This window comes from Streptomyces sp. NPDC025793 (assembly GCF_055558375.1).
Genome location: NZ_JBVHMR010000005.1, coordinates 346,076 through 366,185 on the forward strand (window position 1 = coordinate 346,076; position 20,110 = coordinate 366,185).

At 73.1% G+C, this 20,110-nt stretch carries 20 protein-coding genes; 10 read left to right on the forward strand and 10 right to left on the reverse strand.

All coding sequences use genetic code 11. From position 1 onward, the window contains the following. Positions 1–28 precede the first annotated feature (28 nt). The 4 genes from ACZ4MF_RS13855 (at position 29) to serS (ending at position 4,333) form a co-directional block, all read left to right on the forward strand. Positions 29–268: a phosphopantetheine-binding protein gene (locus ACZ4MF_RS13855; protein WP_376286796.1), complete on the forward strand. Its 240-nt coding sequence runs from the start codon at positions 29–31 to the stop codon at positions 266–268. Next, the gene (locus tag ACZ4MF_RS13860) at positions 268–1,488 is read left to right on the forward strand and encodes a beta-ketoacyl-[acyl-carrier-protein] synthase family protein (protein ID WP_071374140.1); all 1,221 of its coding nucleotides are present in this window, start codon (positions 268–270) and stop codon (positions 1,486–1,488) included. Before ACZ4MF_RS13855 ends, ACZ4MF_RS13860 begins: the two co-directional genes overlap by 1 nt. Positions 1,489–1,578: 90 nt before the next feature. Then, entirely contained in the window at positions 1,579–3,063 is a 1,485-nt protein-coding gene (locus ACZ4MF_RS13865) for an APC family permease (RefSeq protein ID WP_467492223.1), read from the forward strand. Continuing rightward, the gene (gene serS, locus ACZ4MF_RS13870) at positions 3,056–4,333 is read left to right on the forward strand and encodes a serine--tRNA ligase (RefSeq protein ID WP_467492224.1); all 1,278 of its coding nucleotides are present in this window, start codon (positions 3,056–3,058) and stop codon (positions 4,331–4,333) included. The genes ACZ4MF_RS13865 and serS overlap by 8 nt, the downstream gene beginning before the upstream one ends. 65 nt (positions 4,334–4,398) lie before the next feature. Here serS and fabI read toward each other — a convergent pair whose 3' ends face one another. The 6 genes from fabI to ACZ4MF_RS13900 form a co-directional block, all read right to left on the reverse strand. Next, on the reverse strand, positions 4,399–5,166 hold the full coding sequence (fabI, locus tag ACZ4MF_RS13875; RefSeq protein WP_467492225.1) for an enoyl-ACP reductase FabI: 768 nt from the start codon (positions 5,164–5,166) through the stop codon (positions 4,399–4,401). Further along, positions 5,163–5,492 carry a ferredoxin gene (gene fdxA, locus ACZ4MF_RS13880; protein ID WP_467492226.1) on the reverse strand — a complete coding sequence of 110 codons (330 nt, stop codon included), beginning with the start codon at positions 5,490–5,492 and terminating at the stop codon, positions 5,163–5,165. Before fdxA ends, fabI begins: the two co-directional genes overlap by 4 nt. Positions 5,493–5,520: 28 nt before the next feature. Then, positions 5,521–6,888 carry an MFS transporter gene (locus ACZ4MF_RS13885; RefSeq protein ID WP_467492227.1) on the reverse strand — a complete coding sequence of 456 codons (1,368 nt, stop codon included), beginning with the start codon at positions 6,886–6,888 and terminating at the stop codon, positions 5,521–5,523. Positions 6,889–6,947: 59 nt separating this feature from the next. Further along, the gene (locus ACZ4MF_RS13890) at positions 6,948–8,063 is read right to left on the reverse strand and encodes a fatty acid desaturase family protein (RefSeq protein WP_467492228.1); all 1,116 of its coding nucleotides are present in this window, start codon (positions 8,061–8,063) and stop codon (positions 6,948–6,950) included. A gap of 257 nt (positions 8,064–8,320) precedes the next feature. After that, positions 8,321–8,470 (reverse strand): hypothetical protein, encoded by a 150-nt coding sequence (locus ACZ4MF_RS13895; RefSeq protein ID WP_356021618.1) that lies wholly within the window; start codon positions 8,468–8,470, stop codon positions 8,321–8,323. A gap of 52 nt (positions 8,471–8,522) precedes the next feature. Then, a complete protein-coding gene (locus ACZ4MF_RS13900) occupies positions 8,523–9,542 on the reverse strand; it encodes a DUF2156 domain-containing protein (protein ID WP_467492229.1) in 1,020 nt (339 codons plus the stop codon). Between the two features lie 431 nt (positions 9,543–9,973). Here ACZ4MF_RS13900 and ACZ4MF_RS13905 point away from each other — a divergent pair, with 431 nt between their 5' ends. The 3 genes from ACZ4MF_RS13905 (at position 9,974) to ACZ4MF_RS13915 (ending at position 12,638) form a co-directional block, all read left to right on the forward strand. Next, positions 9,974–10,759 carry an AfsR/SARP family transcriptional regulator gene (locus tag ACZ4MF_RS13905; protein WP_356021614.1) on the forward strand — a complete coding sequence of 262 codons (786 nt, stop codon included), beginning with the start codon at positions 9,974–9,976 and terminating at the stop codon, positions 10,757–10,759. A 110-nt stretch (positions 10,760–10,869) separates the two neighbouring features. Beyond that, positions 10,870–12,414: an acyl-CoA carboxylase subunit beta gene (locus tag ACZ4MF_RS13910; RefSeq protein ID WP_356021612.1), complete on the forward strand. Its 1,545-nt coding sequence runs from the start codon at positions 10,870–10,872 to the stop codon at positions 12,412–12,414. A gap of 11 nt (positions 12,415–12,425) precedes the next feature. Then, positions 12,426–12,638: an acyl-CoA carboxylase epsilon subunit gene (locus tag ACZ4MF_RS13915; protein WP_467492230.1), complete on the forward strand. Its 213-nt coding sequence runs from the start codon at positions 12,426–12,428 to the stop codon at positions 12,636–12,638. Positions 12,639–12,704: 66 nt separating this feature from the next. Here ACZ4MF_RS13915 and ACZ4MF_RS13920 read toward each other — a convergent pair whose 3' ends face one another. Next, positions 12,705–13,163 carry a DUF6299 family protein gene (locus tag ACZ4MF_RS13920; protein ID WP_467492231.1) on the reverse strand — a complete coding sequence of 153 codons (459 nt, stop codon included), beginning with the start codon at positions 13,161–13,163 and terminating at the stop codon, positions 12,705–12,707. A gap of 245 nt (positions 13,164–13,408) precedes the next feature. Between ACZ4MF_RS13920 and ACZ4MF_RS13925 the strand changes: the two genes are divergently transcribed. Beyond that, complete coding sequence (locus ACZ4MF_RS13925; protein ID WP_467492232.1) at positions 13,409–13,603, forward strand: DUF5999 family protein; 195 nt, start codon at positions 13,409–13,411, stop codon at positions 13,601–13,603. Between the two features lie 20 nt (positions 13,604–13,623). Here the strand turns inward: ACZ4MF_RS13925 and ACZ4MF_RS13930 are convergent, their stop codons facing one another. Continuing rightward, a complete protein-coding gene (locus ACZ4MF_RS13930; RefSeq protein ID WP_467492306.1) occupies positions 13,624–14,031 on the reverse strand; it encodes a RidA family protein in 408 nt (135 codons plus the stop codon). A gap of 35 nt (positions 14,032–14,066) precedes the next feature. Then, positions 14,067–15,218: an acyl-CoA dehydrogenase family protein gene (locus tag ACZ4MF_RS13935; protein ID WP_467492233.1), complete on the reverse strand. Its 1,152-nt coding sequence runs from the start codon at positions 15,216–15,218 to the stop codon at positions 14,067–14,069. Positions 15,219–15,383: 165 nt separating this feature from the next. Here ACZ4MF_RS13935 and ACZ4MF_RS13940 point away from each other — a divergent pair, with 165 nt between their 5' ends. Together ACZ4MF_RS13940 and ACZ4MF_RS13945 are read left to right on the forward strand one after the other, a co-directional pair. Further along, on the forward strand, positions 15,384–16,976 hold the full coding sequence (locus tag ACZ4MF_RS13940; protein WP_467492234.1) for an AMP-binding protein: 1,593 nt from the start codon (positions 15,384–15,386) through the stop codon (positions 16,974–16,976). 15 nt (positions 16,977–16,991) lie between these two features. Next, positions 16,992–17,804, forward strand: coding sequence for a PaaX family transcriptional regulator (locus ACZ4MF_RS13945; RefSeq protein WP_467492235.1), 813 nt, complete (start codon positions 16,992–16,994; stop codon positions 17,802–17,804). Between the two features lie 34 nt (positions 17,805–17,838). Here ACZ4MF_RS13945 and ACZ4MF_RS13950 read toward each other — a convergent pair whose 3' ends face one another. Further along, positions 17,839–20,106, reverse strand: coding sequence for a bifunctional salicylyl-CoA 5-hydroxylase/oxidoreductase (locus tag ACZ4MF_RS13950; protein ID WP_467492236.1), 2,268 nt, complete (start codon positions 20,104–20,106; stop codon positions 17,839–17,841). Positions 20,107–20,110: the final 4 nt, after the last annotated feature.

Sequence of the window (20,110 nt, forward strand, 5' to 3'; positions counted from 1 at the left end):
CCTTTCCTACCTTTCGAAAGGAACAGTCATGACCGTCATGCTGGAGCAGCTCAAGGACATCCTGTCCAACAAACTGAAGGTGTCGCCCGAGGCCATCACCCCGGAGGCCACCCGGGAGGACATCGAGCTGGACTCGCTGGCCGTGGTGGAGCTGTCGCTGCTGCTGAAGTCCGAGCTGGACCTGGACATCAGCGACGACGACCTCCTGGAGGCCGAGACCGTGGCGGACATGGTCCGGCTGATGGAGGAGCGGAGCGCGAAGGTCTGATGGCCGGTATGGACATCGCCGTCACCGGGCTCGGCCTGGTCACCCCGGGCGGGATCGGGGTCGGGCCGAGCTGGGCGGCGGTCTGCGACGGCAGGCCGGCCGCCGCCCTGGATCCGGTACTGGCGGACAATCCCGTACAGATCTCCTGCCGGGTGCCCGGCTTCGACCCCGAGATCCTGCTGAGCGCGCGGCGCGCGCACCGACTCGACCGGTTCGTGCAGTTCGCGCTGGTCGCCGCGCACGAGGCGGTGGCCGACGCGGGGCTGGACCCGCAGACCTGGGACGGCGCGCGGGTGGGTGTGGTGCTGGGCTGCGCCGACGGCGGGCCGGGCACGGTCGAGGACCAGCACCAGGTGCTGCGCGAGCAGGGCGCCGACCGGGTGTCGCCGCTGCTGCTGCCCATGCAGCTGCCGAACATGCTGGCCGGTCAGACGGCCATCGAGTTCGGGGCCACGGGTCCGAACCTGGTGGTGGCCACCGCGTGCGCGTCCGGCGCGACGGCCATCGGCACGGCGCGGGACCTGCTGGCGCTCGGCCGCTGCGACATCGTGCTCGCCGGGGGCAGCGAGGCCATGGTCACCCCGCTGGTCATGGCCGGTTTCGCCCAGATGGGCGCGCTGTCGAAGCGGCACGACGACCCCGCGTCCGCGTCCCGGCCGTTCGACTCCGACCGGGACGGGTTCGTCGCGGGCGAGGGCGCCGGGATCCTCGTGATGGAGCGGGTGGCCGACGCCCGTGCCCGTGGCGCCCATGTGCACGGCCGGATCATCGGCTACGGCGCGACGGCGGACGCGCACCACATGACGTCGCCGCATCCCGACGGCGCCGGCATCGAGGCGGCGGTGCGGGCGGCACTCGCGGACGCGGGCGCCGACCCGGACGACGTGCAGCACGTGAACGCCCACGGCACGTCGACGCCCCTCAACGACCTGTCCGAGGCCCGCATGATCCAGCGGACCCTGCGCGGGGATCCGCTGGTCACCTCCACGAAGGGGGTGACCGGGCATCTGCTGGGCGCCGCGGGGGCGGTCGAGGCCGCGTTCGCCGTGCTCAGCGTGGAGCACGAACTGATTCCGCCCGTCGCCAACCTGGTCATGCCCGATCCCCGGATCGAGATCAAGCTGGCCCAGACCCTGACCGAGATGCCGATCGACCTGGCGCTGAGCACCTCTCTGGGTTTCGGCGGGCAGAACACGGCACTGGCGATCGCCCCTGCCTGAGCCCGCCCCACGACAGCCGTCCGTAGCGAAGCTTCCGCGGGCGGCTGTTCCCCGTTCTCCCGTTCGCCCCGTCCCTGCTCTGGAGTCCCCATGTCCACCACCATGTCCACCAACGGTTCCCCCGCCCCGCCCGGACGGCTCGGCACCGGGCACATCCTCTTCCTCATCGTCGCGGCCGCCGCCCCGCTGTCCGCGATGGTCGGTACCGTGCCGCTCGCGTTCGCCTTCGGCGACGGGCCGGGCGTGCCGGCGGCGTTCCTGTTCGCCGGGGTCACCCTGCTGTGCTTCTCGGTGGGGTACGCGGTCAGCGCCCGGCGCACCGGCGGCTCCGGCGGCTTCTACGCCTCGGTCGCCGACGGACTCGGGCGCCCGCCCGCCGTCGCGGCCGGGTATGTGGCGCTGCTGTCGTACAACTGCGCCACCGTCGGGCTCGCCGGAGCGCTCGGCTACTTCACCCAACTCGTTCTCGCCGCCCACGGGTTGACGGTCTCCTGGGAGTGGTGCGCGGCCGTCGGGCTGGTGCTGACCGCGGTGCTCGGGTACCGGGAGATCGCGCTCAGCGCCCGGGTGCTGGCCCTGCTGATGCTGGGCGAGATCGGCGTGCTGGCCGCGCTGGACATCGCGATCCTCGCCCGGCACGGGCTGCACGCCCTGCCCGCCGCCTCGTTCTCGCCGCATGTCGCGGCCGGGCACGGGGCCGGGGTCTCGCTGATGTTCGCGTTCGTCTCCTTCATCGGCTTCGAGTCGGCGGCCCTGTACGGCAAGGAGGCGAAGGACCCGCGGCGCAGCGTGCCCCGGGCCACCTACGCGGCCGTCGTGCTGATCGCCGGTTTCTACGCGCTGACCAGCTGGCTGGCGGTGGGCGCGGTCGGCACCGGCCGGGTGCGGGAGGTCGCGGGCAAGGAGATGGGCGACCTGTTCTTCTCCCTCGGTGACGACTTCCTCGGCAAGGCCGGCAGCACCGGGCTCCAGGTGCTGCTGTGCACCAGCCTGTTCGCGGCGACGCTGGCCCTGCACAGCGCCGCCAACCGGTACGCCCAGGTCCTCGCCGAGGACGGGCTGCTGCCCGGCGCCCTCGCCGCCGAGCATCGAAGGCACCGCTCCCCGCACCGGGCGAGCCTCGCGCAGAGCGCGCTGACCGCGGTGGTCGTGGGCGCCTTCGCCGTCGCCGGGCTCGACCCGTACGCCGACCTGACGACCAGCATGCTCGGTCTCGGCACCCTCGGCATCGTCGCCCTCCAGGCGCTGGCCGCGCTGTCCGTGCTGGGCCTGCGGGTGCGCGGCGAGGGGGAGGGGCACTGGTGGCGGACGGCGCTCGCCCCGTTGCTCGGCTTCGCCGGGCTCGCCGCCTCGGTGTGGCTGGTCGTCGGCAACTTCGACATGCTCACCGGGTCACCGTCCCGGGTGATCGCCGCCCTGCCCTGGCTGCTGCCGCTGGTCGCGCTCGGCGGGCTGGCGTACGCCGCCCGGCTGCGCGCCGCGCACCCGCTGCGCTACCGCCGGCTCGGCACCCGGCACCTCGACTCCCCCGCCTCCGCGCCCTCCCCCGCCCTGACAGGAGACCGTCATGCATGACGCGCACGAGCTGATCGAGGCGGGCCCCGACGCCGTACGGCGCCTGGCCCGCCGCCGCTACGACCTCGACGTGGCCGCCCTGAGCGGCGCCCTGCGCGCCCGCACCGCGACCCAGGCCGAGGTCAACCGGCTGCGTACCGAGCTGAACCGCACGGCCAAGGCCCGCCGCTCCGGCCCGCCCACCGAGGCCGAGAAGGAGGCGGCGCGGGCGCTGCGGGCCGAGGTGCAGCAGGCGGAGACCGCCGCCCGCGGGGCCGCGGGCGCGCTGTGCGAGCTGCTGCTGTCCATCCCCAACCTGCCGCTGGACTCGGTGCCGGACGGCGACTCCGAGAAGCAGGCCGTGGAGATACGGCGCGGCGGGCCCGCACCGCGTCCGGTGGCGGGGGCCCGCCATCACGCCGAGATCGGCGAGGCGCTCGGCATCCTCGACTCGCCCGCGGCCGCGAAGCTCTCCGGCGCCCGGTTCAGTGTGGCCCGGGGCGCGGGGGCGCGGCTGGAGCGGGCCCTCGGCGACTTCTTCCTCGACCTGCACACCCGTGAGCACGCCTACACCGAGCAGTCCGTGCCGTTCCTGGTCGGCCGCGACACCATGACCGGCACCGGCCAACTGCCCAAGTTCGAGGAGGACTTGTTCCGCACCCAGGTCGGCGAGCGGGAGCTGTTCCTGATCCCGACGGCGGAGGTGCCGCTGACCAACCTGGTGGCCGGCGAGCTGCTGGACGCCCGCAGCCTGCCGTACGCCTTCACCGCCCGCACCCCCTGCTTCCGCGCGGAGGCGGGGGCGTACGGCCGGGACACCCGGGGTGTGCTCAGGCTGCACCAGTTCGAGAAGGTGGAGCTGGTGCGGATCTGCGCGCCGGAGCAGGCGCAGGAGCAGCTGGAGCTGATGGTCGCGCAGGCCGAGGAGTGCCTGCGCCGGCTCGAACTGTCCTTCCGCACCGTGCTGTTGCCCGCGGGCGACATGGGCTTCTCGGCGCGGATGACGTACGACATCGAGGTGTGGCTGCCGGGCGGCGGCGCCTACCGGGAGATCTCCTCCGTCTCCGACTGCGGCACCTTCCAGGCCCGCCGGGCCGACATCCGCGTCAAGCGGGCCGACGGCCGCAAGACGCCGGCGGCCACCCTGAACGGTTCGGCCCTGCCGATCGGCCGCACGGTGGCCGCGCTGCTGGAGCAGGGGCAGCGGGAGGACGGCTCGGTGGTGCTGCCGGAGGCGCTGGTGCCGTACACCGGGTTCCGGCGCATCCTGCCGGGCGGGACGACCGAGTAGCGCACATCAAGAAGAAAAGGGGGCGGGAGTCGAAAGCGACTCCCGCCCCCTTCGGCGTGCGGTGCTCACGCGCCCGTCATGTGCACTCCGCCGTCGACGTGGACGATCTCGCCGGTGGTGCGCGGGAAGAAGTCCGACAGCAGGGCGACGACCCCGCGGGCGGCCGGGCCGGGGTCGGTGAGGTCCCAGCCGGCCGGGGCGCGGCCGGTGGTCCAGACGTCGGCCAGCTCGGCGAAGCCGGGGATGGACCTGGCGGCCATGGAGCGCAGCGGGCCGGCCGCGACCAGGTTGCAGCGGATGCCGCGGCCGCCGAGGTCGCGGGCGAGATAGCGGCTGGTGGACTCCAGGGCGGCCTTCGCGACGCCCATCCAGTCGTAGTGCGGCCAGGCCACGCCCGCGTCGAAGGTGAGGCCGACGACCGCACCGCCGCGCCGCTCCAGCAGGGGCAGACAGGCGGTGGTGAGGGACTTCAGGGAGTACGCCGAGACCTGCACGGCCGTCGCGACGTCGGCCCAGGTGCCGTCGAGGAAGGAGAAGGCGCCCGGGGGCCCGTAGGCGATGGAGTGGACGACGCCGTCGAGGCGGTCGGTGTGCGCGCCGATCCGCTCGGCGAGGGTGTCGAGGTGGTCCTGGTCGGTGACGTCCAGCTCGATGACCGGGGCGGGTCTCGGCAGCTTGTCCGCGAACCGCTCGATCAGGGAGAGCCGGCCGAAGCCGGTGAGCAGCACCTCGGCGCCCTCCTCCTGGGCGACGCGGGCCACGTGGAAGGCGATGGAGGCGTCCGTGACCATGCCGGTCACCAGGACGCGCTTGCCGGCGAGCAGTCCGCTCACGCCACCGACACCCCCTCGGGCAGCTGCGCGACCAGCGGCGAGTCATGGTCCTGGGGGCCGATCGCGCTGCCGCCGCCGGGCGAGCCGAGGCCCGCGAAGAAGGCGGCGTTGGAGGCCGCGTGGTCGCCGCCCCACTCCGCGGGCACGTCGTCCTCGAAGTAGATGGCGTCGACGGGGCAGACCGGTTCGCAGGCCCCGCAGTCCACGCATTCGTCCGGGTGGATGTAGAGGGCGCGGCGGCCTTCGTAGATGCAGTCGACGGGGCATTCGTCGATGCAGGAGCGGTCCTTGACGTCGACGCAGGGCAGTCCGATGACGTAGGCCATGCTCAACTCCTTGTCCAGAAAGGTCGGTTCAGTCGACGGGGGTGCCGGTGGTGCGTTCGCCGAGGGTCAGCACGGTGAGGGCGAGGACGGCCATGGCGGCGGCGATGACGCCGAACAGCGCGCCGGGGCCGTGGGCGTCGAGGACCGGCAGCAGGGCGAACGGCAGGGCGCCGGCGCTGAGTTTGGACAGCGCGTAGGCGGCGCCGGCGGCGGTGGCCCGGATCGAGGTCGGGTACTGCTCGGACAGATAGACGTGCGAGACGCTGGAGAAGACGTTGCTGAACAGGGTGTAGGCGAAGCCGCAGACCACCACCAGGGCGGCCGAGCCCGCACAGGCGAAGCCGAGTCCGGCCACCACCATCGCGGCCGACGACAGGGCGATCAGGGTGCGCCGCTCGACCCGGTCCACGACGGGCAGGGCGAGCGCCGAGCCCACGGGGTACCCGAGGAAGGACAACGCCGTGAACCCGAGCCCGGCGACGATGCCGTACCCCTTGGCGGCGACGATCTGCGGCGCGAGCGTCCCGAAGCCGTAGTACCCGACGACCGAGAGCACGGAGAAGAGCCAGAGGACGAGGGTGCGCCGCCGCAGACCCGGCCGGAGGACGTCCCGGAAGGTGGCCGCGCGCGCGGGGGGCCCGGGCCGCGTCTCGGGAGGGGTGAGGAGCAGGCCGCGGCCGGCCGCCTCCGCCTCCATGCGCGACACCAGCCGCTCCGCCTCGGCGGCGCGGCCGTTCACCGCGAGCCACCGCGGCGACTCGATCAGCCCCCGCCGCAGCAGCCACACCACGGCGGAGCCGAGCGCGCCGAGCACGAACAGCCAGCGCCAGCCCGCCACGCCGAGCGGGGTCCGCGGGACCAGCCACAGCGCGGCGAAGCCCACCGCGGGGACGCCGCAGAAGGCGAGCGTGTAGGCGCCGGAGATGAACCGGCCGCGCCGGCCGGCGGGCAGGACGTCGGCCAGGTAGCAGTCGGACAGGGCCTGTTCGGCGCCGATGCCGAGGCCGGCGAGGAAGCGGGTGCCGATCAGCCACGCGGCGTTCGGGGCGAGCGCGCCGAGCAGCGAGAACACCGAGTAGAGAGCGAGGTTGACGAGGAAGGCCCGGCGCCGGCCGAATCGGTCGGCGATCCGGCCGAGCGTCAGGGAACCGAGGAACTGGCCGAGGAATCCGGAGGCCAGCACGAGCTTGAGCGAGGTCGCGCCGAAGCCGAAGTCGCTCTGCAGCACCTTGCCGAGGGTGCCGGACAGGTTGTTCTCGAAGGTGTCGAAGAACAGGCCGACACCGATGACGGCCGTGAGTCTGCGGTGCAGCGGGAGGATCGGCAGCCGGTCCAGCCGGGCGCCGATCGGGGCGGGAGCGGTGACACCGCCCGCCGCCGCGGTGGTCTGGGACATGGATCGTGCTCCTTGGGGCGGGCGGACGTCGGGACGGCCCGGCGGGCGCGGGCCGGGGCTCAGGCGACCCGGGCGGCCTCGGCCGCCGCTGCCTGGCGGCGGATCTGCTCCGCGACGTCACCGCGTCGCACGGGCGCGCTGACCTCGTGCAGATAGGAGGCGACCTCGCGGTACGAGGCCCAGAACCCGACCTCGTGGTACGGCACCCCGCGCTCGGCGCAGTACTGCATGGTGAGTTCGCGGGCGCGCGGCAGGCTCTTCTGCGGCATGGCCGGGAACAGGTGGTGCTCGACCTGGTAGTTGAGGCCGCCGTAGAGGAAGTCGACGAGCAGGCTGGGCCGGATGTTGCGGGAGGTGAGGACCTGGCGCTCCAGCCAGTCCAGGGTCTCCTCCTCCCCGTCGCGGATCTGCATGCCCTTGTGGTTCGGCGCGAAGATCATCCCGAAGTAGACGCCGAGGGCGGCGTGCTGGACGACGACGAACGCGACCGCGAGCGCCGGGGACAGGACGGTGAGGACGAGGCCGAGGTAGACGGCGGTGCGCAGCAGGATCAGGAAGGTCTCCAGCGCGGGCCGCTTGGTCTTGCCCTGGGCGATGGACAGGACGGCCGTCTTCAGCATCTTGAAGCCTTCGAGCACGAGCAGCACGAAGAACAGCACGCTCTGGTAGCGCACGACGAGCTTCTGGGTGCCCTTGCGGGAGGGGTACTGCTTGATGTCGAAGATGGCGGTGCGCCGGCCGATGTCCGGGTCCATGTCCAGGTGGTTGGGGTTGGAGTGGTGCCGGTTGTGGTGGTTGACCCACCAGCCGTAGCTGACCCCGTTGACCAGGTTGGCGTGCACGTAGCCGACGGCGGAGGCGGCCTTCTTGCTGCGGAACATCGCCTTGTGGCCGGCGTCGTGCCACATGAACGCCGACTGGCCGCCGCACAGGCCCATCCACAGGGCCGTGGCGAGCTGCCACCAGGAGTCGCCCAGCTCGAAGAAGGCGGCGAACCCGATCAGCAGCAGGAGGGTGTTGAGGGCGAGCTTGCCCACGTAGTAGCGCGGGTCGAGGTCGAGCAGTCCCTCGGCCTTGACCCGTTTGAGCAGTTCGGCGAAGGTCGCCGAGGCGCCGGGGCGGGCTGTGGCCGCGGAGGCGGGGGCCCCGGCCGTCTGTATGTGCGGACGCTGCATGCGTTGCTCTCCTTGGGAGAAGTGCCCGGATCGGGCGGCGGCGCCGCGGCCGGGCGGAGCTGCGGGCGCCGCGAGTCGACTTCAGCTCCCGCGCGCGGTCACCGTCGCGGGCGGGGCTCACCCGGCGGACCGGGGCGACGGGAGCACAGTGCGGTGCTCCCGGGTCCGGACCGCCGGGCGAACGTGTGTCCAGCGTTCCGTGGAGCGCTGATGTGACACTGATGTCCCTCTGATCGGACGTGCGGTGCCTGCCGTGCTCAGGCGGCCGCCTCGGCGCGCAGCCGCTCGTCCAGGGCGCGCACGACGGCGTCGGCGGCCTCGGCGACCTGCTGGTCGTCGGGTGCCCCGATGACGGCCATCAGCTGCTCGACCATGGCGTGCTGGAGTTCCTCGGTGGACCGGCTCACGGCTTTCTCCTTGTCGGTGGTCATTGACGATGCGGTGATGTCTGACGATGCGTCAGAAGGCTTTGCAGGCACGGAAGACGTGGGCGAAGCCGGGCAGCGAGGCCTGCGGGCCGTCGATGGCGACGTACTCGGGGATGCTCAGGTCGGGTGCCCACTTCTGCTTGTACGACAGCTGGGTCTGCGCCGGGTACAGCGCGGCGCCCTCGGCCCACAGGGCGTGCATCAGCCATTGGAACGCCGGGCTGTGACCGTCGAGTTCGTGGCTCGCGTCCAGCCCGGTGAAGGGGGTGAACCCGAAGTGCAGCCACTCGACGCCCTCGGCCCGGAACACCTCGATGGCATGCGCGTTGATGGCCTCCATCAGGCCCGGAGAACCCTCGGGGATGCGGCGGCTGAGGTCGTGCATCCAGCCGGCCCGGCTGCCGTACACCGGGGAGTACGAGATGTAGGCGACCGGCGCGCCGTCGATGGTGCCGACGAAGAGCCGGCGGTGGGCCTGGGCCGGGCCGCCGATCTGGCCGACCAGGAACTCCAGTTGCTGGGCACCGCCCTTGGAGCCGAGCCAGGCCGCGTCGATCGCGGCGATGGCCTCGCGCACGTCGGCGGCGTCGGCCTCCTGGACGGTCAGGCCGTTGCGGTGGGCGCGGGAGATCTTGTTGCGCAGCTGCATGAACTTGGTGCCGCGCAGGGTGAATTCGGCGAGGCTCGCCGCCCAGGAGGCGCCGACCTGGTTGACGGTGAAGCCGCGCCGGGCGTAACGCTCGGCGTCGGCGCGCTGGAGCTGGACGCCGACGAGGCCGAGCCCCTCGTCCCGGACGCGCTGCCGGAAGGCGTCGAGGAGGGTGTCGTAGTCCTCCTCGGCGGCGAAGGGGCCGCCGAACTGCACGGCCCAGCGGCCGGTGCGGCGGTACACGACGACACCGTCCGTGCCCGGGGCGGTGAAGACGCTGTTTCCGCTGTTGAGCGCCAGGAAAGAACTCGGATTCTCACTCGCGGTGTGGGATCGTATCGCCTCCAGAATCCGGCTGTCGGTACTGCTTCCGGTGGCGGCCTCGGTGGTGGTGGCGGTCATTCGCGTACCCCTTTCGGGAGCGTTTTCGCGGCATGGGAGCGTTGCAGGGAGTACAGCACCGCCGGACCGTCCGGGAAAAGGGCCGTTGGAAATTCATTGCCCTGCGTCAGAAGCGTGTCAGCATTCCGTCAGCGCACGGTGTCACTGTGGTGGACGTGAACGGCACGGAGCACCGGAGCCGGGATCCCGCCCTCTCCACCGTGGTACGCACCACCGCCGGATCGCGATGTCCGAACGCGGGTGAATGAGAATTCACCATTCCGGATCCCAGGAACCGCCGGCCGCCCCCGTCCCGGCGGACAATCCGCCCCGGCGGGCCGCTGAAGGAAACCGAGGCCCGCCGGGGCGAGGCGTATGCGGTCCCTTTTCTGCCACCGCAGCACCACATCGGAAACACCGTCGCCGAGGAATTGTCATCAAGGGGGAAAGACATGCTGAGGTTCTCCGTTCTCGGACCACTGGAGATACGCACCGACGCGGGCCCGGCGGACGTCCCGGGCGATCTCCAGCGCATCCTGGTGCAGACGCTGCTGGTCAGCGAGGGCCGGCCGGTGTCCGGGGAGAGCCTGGCCGAGGAGATGTGGGGTGAGGCCGCCCCCGACAACCAGGCCAACGCCCTCCAGGCGCACATCAGCCGGCTGCGCCGCAGGCTCCGCACGCTGGAACCGGACCGCGCGGCCTCGCGGGTGACGATCCATCCGGCCGGCTACCGGCTGGGCCTCGGCGAGGGCGAGCTGGACGCGGCCGAGTTCGTCCGGGCCGTACGGCAGGCGGAGGGCGCGGGCGCGGCGGACGCGGGCCGCACCGCCCGGCTGCTGGAGGACGCGCTGGCGCTGTGGCGCGGGGCGGTCTTCGGCGGTTTCCCCGGCGGAACGCTGTGCCAGCTGGCGGGCGCCCGCCTGGAGGAGTACCGGATGCGCGCGATGGAGCTGCGCTTCGACGCCGAGTTACGGCTGGGACGGCACGCGGCCGTCCTCGCGGAGCTGGCCGAGGCACACACCAACCACCCGCTGCGCGAGCGCTTCTGCGAGCAGTTGATGATCGCCCTGTACGGCGCGGGCCGGCAGGCCGACGCCCTCGACGCCTTCCGCCGCATGCGCCGCCGCCTCGACGACGAGCTCGGCATCCAGCCCTCCCCCGCGCTGCGCCGTGTCGAGAGCGCGATCCTCGCCCACGACCCCGCCCTGAGCGGGGACGCCCACCTCCAACTGGCCTGAGGGGCAGCGGTGTTGTCCGGCGTAAGCGGTTCGTCAGTCCCCGGTCAGCCCGCCTTGCCAGGCTGGGCGGACCAGTGGGGTTCCGTCACTTCACGTATGCAGGGGGAGACATGAGGTCCCGCGTCGAGGAACTGGCCGGCATACGCGACAGCGTGCTCGCCGGCCCCAGCGAGAGGGCGACGGCCGCCCAGAGGGCCAAGGGCAAGCTCACCGTGCGCGAGCGGATCGGCCTGCTGCTCGACGCGGGCTCGTTCCACGAGGTCGAGCCGCTGCGCAGGCACCGGGCGACCGGCTTCGGACTGGAGGCGAAGAAGCCGTACACCGACGGCGTCGTCACCGGCTGGGGCACGGTCGAGGGCCGTACGGTCTTCGTCTACGCCCATGACTTCCGGATCTTCGGCGGTGCCCTGGGCGAGGCCCACGCGGCCAAGATCCACAAGATCATGGACATGGCCCTGGCGGCCGGCGCGCCGCTGGTCTCCCTGAACGACGGGGCGGGCGCCCGGATCCAGGAGGGCGTGACCGCGCTCGCCGGGTACGGCGGCATCTTCCGCCGCAACACCGCGGCCTCGGGCGTGATCCCGCAGATCAGCGTGATGCTCGGCCCGTGCGCCGGCGGCGCGGCGTACTCGCCCGCCCTCACCGACTTCGTGTTCATGGTCCGTGAGACCTCGCAGATGTTCATCACGGGCCCGGACGTGGTCAAGGCCGTGACCGGCGAGGAGATCAGCCAGAACGGGCTCGGCGGCGCCGACGTCCACGCCGAGACCAGCGGCGTGTGCCACTTCGCCTACGACGACGAGGAGACCTGTCTGGAGGAGGTCCGCTATCTGCTCTCCCTCCTCCCCCGCAACAACCGCGAGAACCCGCCCCCGGTGCCCTGCGACGACCCCGCGGACCGGCGCTGCGCCGCGCTCGCGGACCTGGTGCCGGTGGACGGGAACCGGCCGTACGACATGGCGAAGGTGATCGAGGAGATCGTCGACGACGGCGACTTCCTGGAGGTGCACCAGCGCTGGGCGCGCAACGTCATCTGCGCGCTGGCCCGTCTCGACGGGCAGGTGGTCGGGATCGTCGCCAACCAGCCGCAGACCCTGGCCGGCGTGCTGGACATCGAGGCGAGTGAAAAGGCCGCCCGCTTCGTCCAGATGTGCGACGCCTTCAGCATCCCGATCGTGACCCTGCTGGACGTGCCGGGCTTCCTGCCGGGCGTCGGCCAGGAGCACGGCGGCATCATCCGGCACGGCGCGAAGCTGCTGTACGCCTACTGCGACGCGACCGTGCCGCGCATCAGCCTCATCCTGCGCAAGGCCTACGGCGGCGCGTACATCGTCATGGACTCCCAGTCGATCGGCGCGGACCTGACGTACGCCTGGCCGACCAACGAGATCGCCGTGATGGGCGCCGAGGGTGCCGCGAACGTCATCTTCCGCCGGCAGATCGCCGAGGCCGACGATCCCGAGGCCCGGCGCGCGGAGCTGGTCAAGGAGTACAGGAACGAGCTGATGCACCCGTACTACGCGGCCGAACGCGGCCTCGTGGACGACGTGATCGACCCGGCCGACACCCGCGCCGTCCTCATCGGGGCGCTGTCGATGCTGCGCACCAAGCACGCCGAGCGCCCCGCCCGCAAACACGGCAATCCCCCACAGTGACGGAGGTTCCCATGTCCGGATCCGCTCCCCTGCCCCCCGCGTCCCCGGTCCCCCCGATCCGCGTCGAGCGGGGCCAGGCCTCCCCGGAGGAGCTGGCCGCGCTCGCGGTGCTGCTGCTCAGCCGCAGCGCCCTGACCGCGCCCGGCACCGCCCCCGCCACCCCCGGCGGCACCTCCTGGCGCCCGCACGCCTACCACGCCCCGCACAGCTGGCAGCGCTCCTGAGCCCGGCGGGGCCGCCGGGCGGTCCGGGCCACTGCGCGCCCGGGCCGTCCGGCTCACGGCCGGGGCTCACTGCTTGGCGAGCGTGATGTCCTGGTCGGCCGTCGCGTGGAAGGCGGGCAGCGGGAGGTCGCCGATGAGGCCGGTGTCCGTGGGCCGCAGTTCCATGAGGGTGGCCTGGACGTGGGCCTTGCCGGTCTTGAGGGTCTCTTCGCCGGGCTTGCCGGAGTTCTTCCAGTGGTGCTCGGCGCCGTCGCACCGCGCGCCGCTGCCGCCGATGCCGTACCGGACGCGGGAGTCGCCCTGGCTGATCGAGGAGCTGACGAACACCGGTCCGGTGCCGGCGGTGCACCGGTAGGTGCCGGAGAGCGTGACGGTGCCGTCGGAGGCGAGCTTGCCGGTGGCGTCGACGGTGACGGTCTCCGAAGGCGCGGCGGGCGAGGCGGGGTCGGCGCCGGCCGGGCCGACGGCGGCGCAGAGCAGGGCCGCGGCGCCGAGGGCCGAGGCGAGAGCGGGGCGAACGGGCATGGGGGTACCTCCCGGTTCCCTGGGGTGATGGGGTCGAGAGTTCCACTGGATACCGGGCGTCCGTGCCGCAGGGCGTGACCGTCACTCCAACGGTGGCGCGTCATGGAACCGTCCGGGAGTTGTCCGGGTGTTGTCACGCTTCACGGCGAGCGGTTCCGGCGCGTTCACGGCGGTCGCATGGTCTGAGGTGACGGGCGACGGCCGGACCCGCCGGCCCCGCTCACGTCCCGTTGTGGAGGTGCGCCATGTGCTCCTGCCGGTCCTCGTGCCCCGCGTCCGCCACGGCTCCGCGGCACCCGGTCGCCGCCCACCCCGAACAGGGCTGGACGCTGCTGTGCGACGGCTCGATCGTCTTCGACGACAGCGGCGAGCTGCACGCGGACGGCAGCGTCGTCCCGCCGTGCCGGCTCCCGGCGGAGCGGCTCCCGGCGGCGGTCTGAACGGCCTGGACGGACGCCGGTCAGGGCAGTACGGCGAACCCGTCAAGCTCGACCATCGCCTGCTCGTCCCACAGCCGTACGACCTCCACGACGGCCATCGCCGGATAGTCCCGGCCCGCGAGGTCCCGCCAGATCCGGCCCAGCCGGCCCGCGTGGGCGCGGTAGGCGGCGACGTCCGTGGCGTAGACCGTGACCCGGGCGAGGTCGGCGGGGGTGCCGCCGGACGCGCGCAGGGCGGTGAGGAGATTGCCGAGCGCCTTCTCGAACTGCTCGGGGAGCGTCGCGCCGGTGATCTTGCCGTCGGTGTCGAGGGCGGTCTGGCCCGCGAGGAACACCACACGGGAGCCTGCGGCGACGACGGCGTGCGAGAAGCCTGAGGGCTGGGAGAGGGTGGGTGGGTTGATACGCGTGAGGGTGGGCGGGTTGATACGCGTGAGGGTGGGCGGGTTGACGCGCTCGGTGCTCACCGGGCCTCCTGATGGTCGGCGGTGGCGTACAACTCCTTGGCGATGATGCCCCGTTGGACTTCGCTCGCGCCCTCGTAGACGCGGGGTGCGCGCACCTCGCGGTAGAGGTGTTCGAGGAGGTGGCCGCGGCGCAGGGCGCGGGCTCCGTGCAGCTGGACGGCGGTGTCGACGACGTACTGCGCGGTCTCGGTGGCGAGCAGCTTGGCCATCGCGGCCCGCCCGGGGACGCCGGGGGCGCCCTGGTCGTACGCGGTCGCCGCCGCGTACACCATCAGCCGGGCCGCCTCGGTGCGCAGCGCCATCTCGGCGACCTGGTGGGCGACGGCCTGGAGGTCCTTCAGCGTGCCCCGGAACGCCTCCCGCCGCCGCGTGTGGTCGACGGTGGCCTCCAGCGCGGCCTGGGCCATGCCGACCGCGAACGCGCCGACGCTGGGCCGGAAGAGGTTCAGGGTGCCCATGGCGACGGCGAAGCCGCGGTCGGTCTCGCCGAGCACGTCGTCGGCGGTGACCGGTACGGCGTCGAAGCGAAGGGCGCCGATGGGGTGCGGGGAGAGCATCTCCAGGGCGGTGCCGGTGAGTCCGGGGCGGTCGGCGGGGACGAGGAAGGCGGTCACGCCCCGGGCTCCGGCGCCGGGTGCGGTGCGGGCGAAGACGGTGTAGAAGTCAGCCTCGGGGGCGTTGGAGATCCAGCACTTCTCGCCGGTGAGCCGCCAGCCGCCGGTGCCGTCGCTGCCGGTGCCGTCCGGCTCGGCGGCGAGGGAGAGCGCGGCCGCGTCCGAGCCGGCGCCGGGCTCGCTCAGCGCGAAGGCCGCGACCGCGCTGCCGTCGGCGACCTTCGGCAGCCAGTGCTTGCGCTGTGCCGGACTGCCGTGGGCGTGCACCGGATGGGCGCCGAGGCCCTGGAGGGCGAGGGCGGTCTCGGCCTCGGTGCAGGCCTGCGCGAGGGACTCCCGCATCAGGCACAGGTCGAGCGCGCCGGAGGTGAACAGCCGCTCCAGCAGGCCGAGTCGTCCGAGTTCGGTGAGGAGCGGCCGGTTGACGTGGCCCGGCTCCCCCTGGTCGGCGAGCGGGCGCAGCCGTGCCGCGGCGAGCGCGCGCAGTTCGGCGCACCAGGCGGTCTGCTCCGGTTCGAGTGAGAATGCGGGCACGGCCGGTCCTCCCTCCGGGGCGGGCCACCGGGCGCCCCGCCCTTCCTCGTTGCCGTCTTCCCTCTGACGTTATCGCGCTAGCTTGACTGCCGTCACCAAGACGATACGCTCCAGGCACGAGCCCGCCGCAGAGTTCCGTCCGTCACGGCAAGGGGGCGAACCGCCATGCACGTCACGGCCCACGTCGACACCTTCGCGCGCGACCATCTGCCCCCGCCGCACGAGTGGCCCGAGCTGCGGTTCGACCTGCCGGAGCTGCGCTACCCCGACCGGCTGAACTGCGCGGCGCAGCTGCTGGACCACGCCGACGCGGACCGCCCGGTCTTCCACACCCCGCAAGGCCCCAGCTGGACGTACGGCGAACTGCGCGCCCGCGTCGACCGGATCGCGCACGTGCTCACCGGCGACCTCGGTGTGGTCCCCGGCAACCGGGTGCTGCTGCGCGGCCCTACCACACCCTGGCTCGCCGCCTGCTGGCTGGCCGTGCTGAAGGCGGGCGCGATAGCGGTCACCGTGCTGGCCCAGCAGCGCCCGCACGAGCTGGCGACGATGTGCGAGATCGCCCGGGTGCGGCACGCGCTGTGCGACATACGCGCGGTGGCCGACCTGGTGAGGGCCGGGACACCGGACCTGCGGATCCTGACCTACGGCGGGGACGGCCCGGACGACCTGCTGCGCCGCCCGGCGCCCGACACCCGGTTCCCGGCGGTCGACACCGCCGCCGACGACATCGCCCTGATCGCGTTCACCTCCGGCACCACGGGTCGCCCGAAAGGGTGCATGCACTTCCACCGGGACGTGCTCGCCATAGCGGACACCTTCTCCCGGCACGTGCTGCGCCCCCGGGCGGACGACGTCTTCGCCGGCTCTCCCCCGCTCGGCTTCACCTTCGGCCTCGGCGGGCTGGTGATCTTCCCGATGCGGGCCGGTGCCAGCAGCCTGCTGCTGGAGCAGGCCGGCCCGAGACACCTGCTCCCGGCGATCGCCGGGCACCGCGTCTCGGTGCTGTTCACCGCCCCGACCGCCTACCGCGCCATGCTGGACGAGCTGGACGGGCACGACGTCTCCTCGCTGCGGCGCTGCGTCTCGGCCGGCGAGAACCTGCCCGCGGCCACCTGGCGGGCCTGGCACGAGCGCACCGGCGTGCGGGTCATCAACGGCATCGGCGCGACCGAGCTGCTGCACATCTTCGTCTCCGCCGCCGACGAGCACATCAGACCCGGGACCACGGGGGTGCCGGTGCCGGGCTGGCAGGCCCGGGTGCAGGACGCGGACGGCCGCCCGGTGCCCGACGGCGAGCCCGGGCTGCTGGCCGTGCGCGGCCCGGTCGGCTGCCGCTATCTGGCCGACCCGCGCCAGCGCGGATACGTCCGCGGCGGCTGGAACGTCACCGGCGACACCTATGTCCGCGAGCCCGACGGCTACTTCCGCTATGTGGCCCGCGCCGACGACATGATCATCTCGGCCGGGTACAACATCGCCGGCCCGGAGGTGGAGGACGCGCTGCTGCGCCATCCGGACGTGGTGGAGACGGCCGTCGTCGGCCGCCCCGACGCGGCGCGCGGACAGGTCGCCGTCGCGTACACGGTGCTGCGCGCCGGGGCGCCGCACGACCCCGAGGCCCTGCGCCGCTTCCTGCTGGCGGAGCTGGCGCCCTACAAATGCCCGCGCGCGTTCGTCTTCCTGGACGCGCTGCCGCGCACCGCCACCGGCAAGCTGCAGCGGTTCCGTCTGCGCACCGATGGTGACCAGCAGTGATGCCGAAGACCTAAAATGATCAACGTGTCCGAGCAGCACGCCCCCCGGTCCCTCATCGTCACGCTCTACGGCGCGTACGGCCGCTTCATGCCCGGCCCCGTGCCCGTCGCGGAGCTGATCCGGCTCCTGGCCGCGGTCGGCGTGGACGCGCCCTCCGTGCGGTCCTCGGTGTCCCGGCTCAAACGGCGCGGCCTGCTGGTGCCGGCCCGCACGGCCACCGGCGCCGCGGGCTACGAACTCTCCTCCGAGGCACGCCAGTTGCTGGACGACGGCGACCGCCGTATCTACGCGTCGGCGCCGCCCGGGGACGAGGGCTGGGTGCTGACGGTCTTCTCCGTGCCCGAGTCGGAGCGGCAGAAGCGGCACGTGCTGCGCTCCCGGCTGGCCGGCCTCGGCTTCGGCACGGCGGCCCCCGGGGTGTGGATCGCCCCGGCACGGCTGCACGAGGAGGCGGAACACACCCTGCGCCGCCTCCACTTGGACCCGTACGTCGACTTCTTCCGCGGTGCGCACCTGGGGTTCGCCCCGACGGCCGAGGCGGTCGCCCGCTGGTGGGACCTGGCCGCGATCGCCAAGGAGCACGAGCTCTTCCTGGACACCCACGCCCCGGTGCTGCGCGCCTGGGAACACCGCCCGGGCACCCCGCCCGAGGAGGCCTACCGCGACTACCTCCTCGCCCTCGACTCCTGGCGCCACCTGCCCTACACCGACCCCGGCCTGCCCACCGACCTGCTGCCCGCGGGGTGGCCGGGGCTACGCTCGGCGGAGGTCTTCCGCGCACTGCACGCACGACTGCGGGACGCGGGCGCGGAGTTCGCCGGGGTGTGAGGGGCCGGTCGCGGCAGCGGACCGCACCGACGACTCAGCGGCCGAGGGTCAGCCGGGGCTTCGGGGCGTCCGTGCGGCCGGTCTGCGGGCGGCGGCTGCCCGCGCGGTAGGGGGCGGGCCAGCCGGCGCCGGGGCCGTCGTAGCCCTGCTCGGCCGCCGCGTGCAGGGTCCAGTGCGGGTCGTACAGATGGGGGCGGGCGAGGGCGCACAGGTCGGTGCGTCCGGCGAGGATCAGGGAGTTCACGTCGTCCCACGAGGAGATCGCGCCGACCGCGATCACCGGGATCCCCGCCTCGTGACGGATCCGGTCGGCGAACGGCGTCTGGTACGACCGCCCGAACTCCGGCCGTTCCTCGGCCACCACCTGCCCGGTGGAGACGTCGATCGCGTCGGCGCCGTGCGCGCGGAAGGCCCGGGCGATCGCGACGGCGTCCTCGGCGCTCGTCCCGCCCTCGGCCCAGTCGGTGGCGGAGATGCGGACGGTCATCGGCCGCTCGGCCGGCCACACCGCGCGGACGGCGTCGAAGACCTCCAGCGGGAACCGCAGCCGCTTCTCCAGCGAGCCGCCGTAGCCGTCGGTGCGGTGGTTGGTGAGCGGGGACAGGAAGCCGGAGAGCAGGTAGCCGTGGGCGCAGTGCAGTTCGAGCAGATCGAAGCCGGCCCGTGCGGCCCGCCAGGCGGCGGCCGTGAACTGCTCGCGCACATCGGTCAGTTGGGCCCGCGACAGCTGCCGCGGCAACTGGCTGCCCGGCTTGTACGGCAGGGGGGAGGCGGCGACGAGCGGCCAGTTGCCCGTGGGCAGCGGCTCGTCCATGCCCTCCCACATCGGCCGGGTGGAGCCCTTGCGGCCGGCGTGCCCGAGCTGCACCCCGATCGCCGTGCCCGGCGCCTGCTGGTGCACGAAGTCGGTGACGCGCCGCCACGCCTCGGTCTGCCGGCCCGTGTACAGCCCGGCGCAGCCCGGGGTGATCCGGCCCTGCTCGCTCACGCACACCATCTCGGTCATCACCAGCCCGGCCCCGCCGAGGGCGCGGGCGCCGAGGTGGACGAGGTGGAAGTCGCCGGGGACGCCGTCGACGGCGGAGTACATGTCCATCGGCGACACCACGACCCGGTTGCGCAGGGTCAGTCCGCGCAGCCGGAACGGGGTGAACATCGGGGGCGTGCCGGGCGGGCAGCCGAACTCGCGCTCGACGGCCCCGGTGAAGTGCGCGTCGCGCAGCCGGAGGTTGTCGTGGGTGACCCGGCGGCTGCGGGTGAGCAGGTTGAAGGCGAACTGGCGCGGCGGCTGGGCGCGGTAGCGGGCCAGGTCCTCGAACCACTCCAGGCTCGCCCGGGCGGCCCGCTGGGTGGAGGCGACGACGGGCCGGCGCTCCGCTTCGTACGCGGTCAACGTCCTTGCCACGTCCGGCTGTTCCTCAAGGCAGGCGGCGAGGGCGAGCGCGTCCTCCACGGCGAGCTTGGTGCCGGAGCCGATGGAGAAGTGGGCGGTGTGGGCGGCGTCGCCGAGAAGGACCACGTTGGTGTGGGACCACCGGGCATTGACCACCGTCCGGAACGTCGTCCAGGCCGACTTGTTGGAGCGCAGGGGGCGGCCGCGCAGGGCTGCGGAGAAGATCTTGGCGCACCGCTCGACGGACTCCGCCGGCTCCGGCTCCTCGAATCCGGCCGCCCGCCACACCTCCTCGCGCATCTCCACGATCACGGTGGAGGCGTCGGCCGCATAGGGGTAGCCGTGCAGTTGCATCGGGCCGTGCTCGGTCTCGGCGATCTCGAAGCGGAAGGCGTCGAAGGGGAAGTCGGCGGCGAGCCAGATGTAGCGGCAGCGGTGTGCGCTCACCCGGGGGCCGAAGGCGTGGGCGTAGGTCTCGCGGGTGGTGCTGTGCACCCCGTCGGCGGCGATGACGAGGTCGTACTCGGCCGACAGCGTGTCCGGGGGCGGGGCCTCGGTGCGGAAGCGGATGTCCACGCCGAGGGCGTGGCAGCGCTCGTGCAGGATCTCCAGGAGGCGCCGCCTGCCCAGTGCCGCGAAGCCGTGGCCGCCGGAGCGGTGGGTCGTGCCCCGGTGCACGATGTCGATGTCGTCCCAGCGGACGAAGTCCCGGCGCAGGGCGTCGTAGACCACGGGGTCGGCGTGTTCGATGCCGCCGAGCGTCTCGTCGGAGAGGACGACGCCGAAGCCGAAGGTGTCGTCGGGGGCGTTGCGCTCCCACAGGGTGATCTCGCGGGCCGGGTCGAGGCGTTTGAGCAGGGCGGCGGCGTACAGACCGCCGGGACCGCCCCCGATGACGGCGACCTTCATGCCG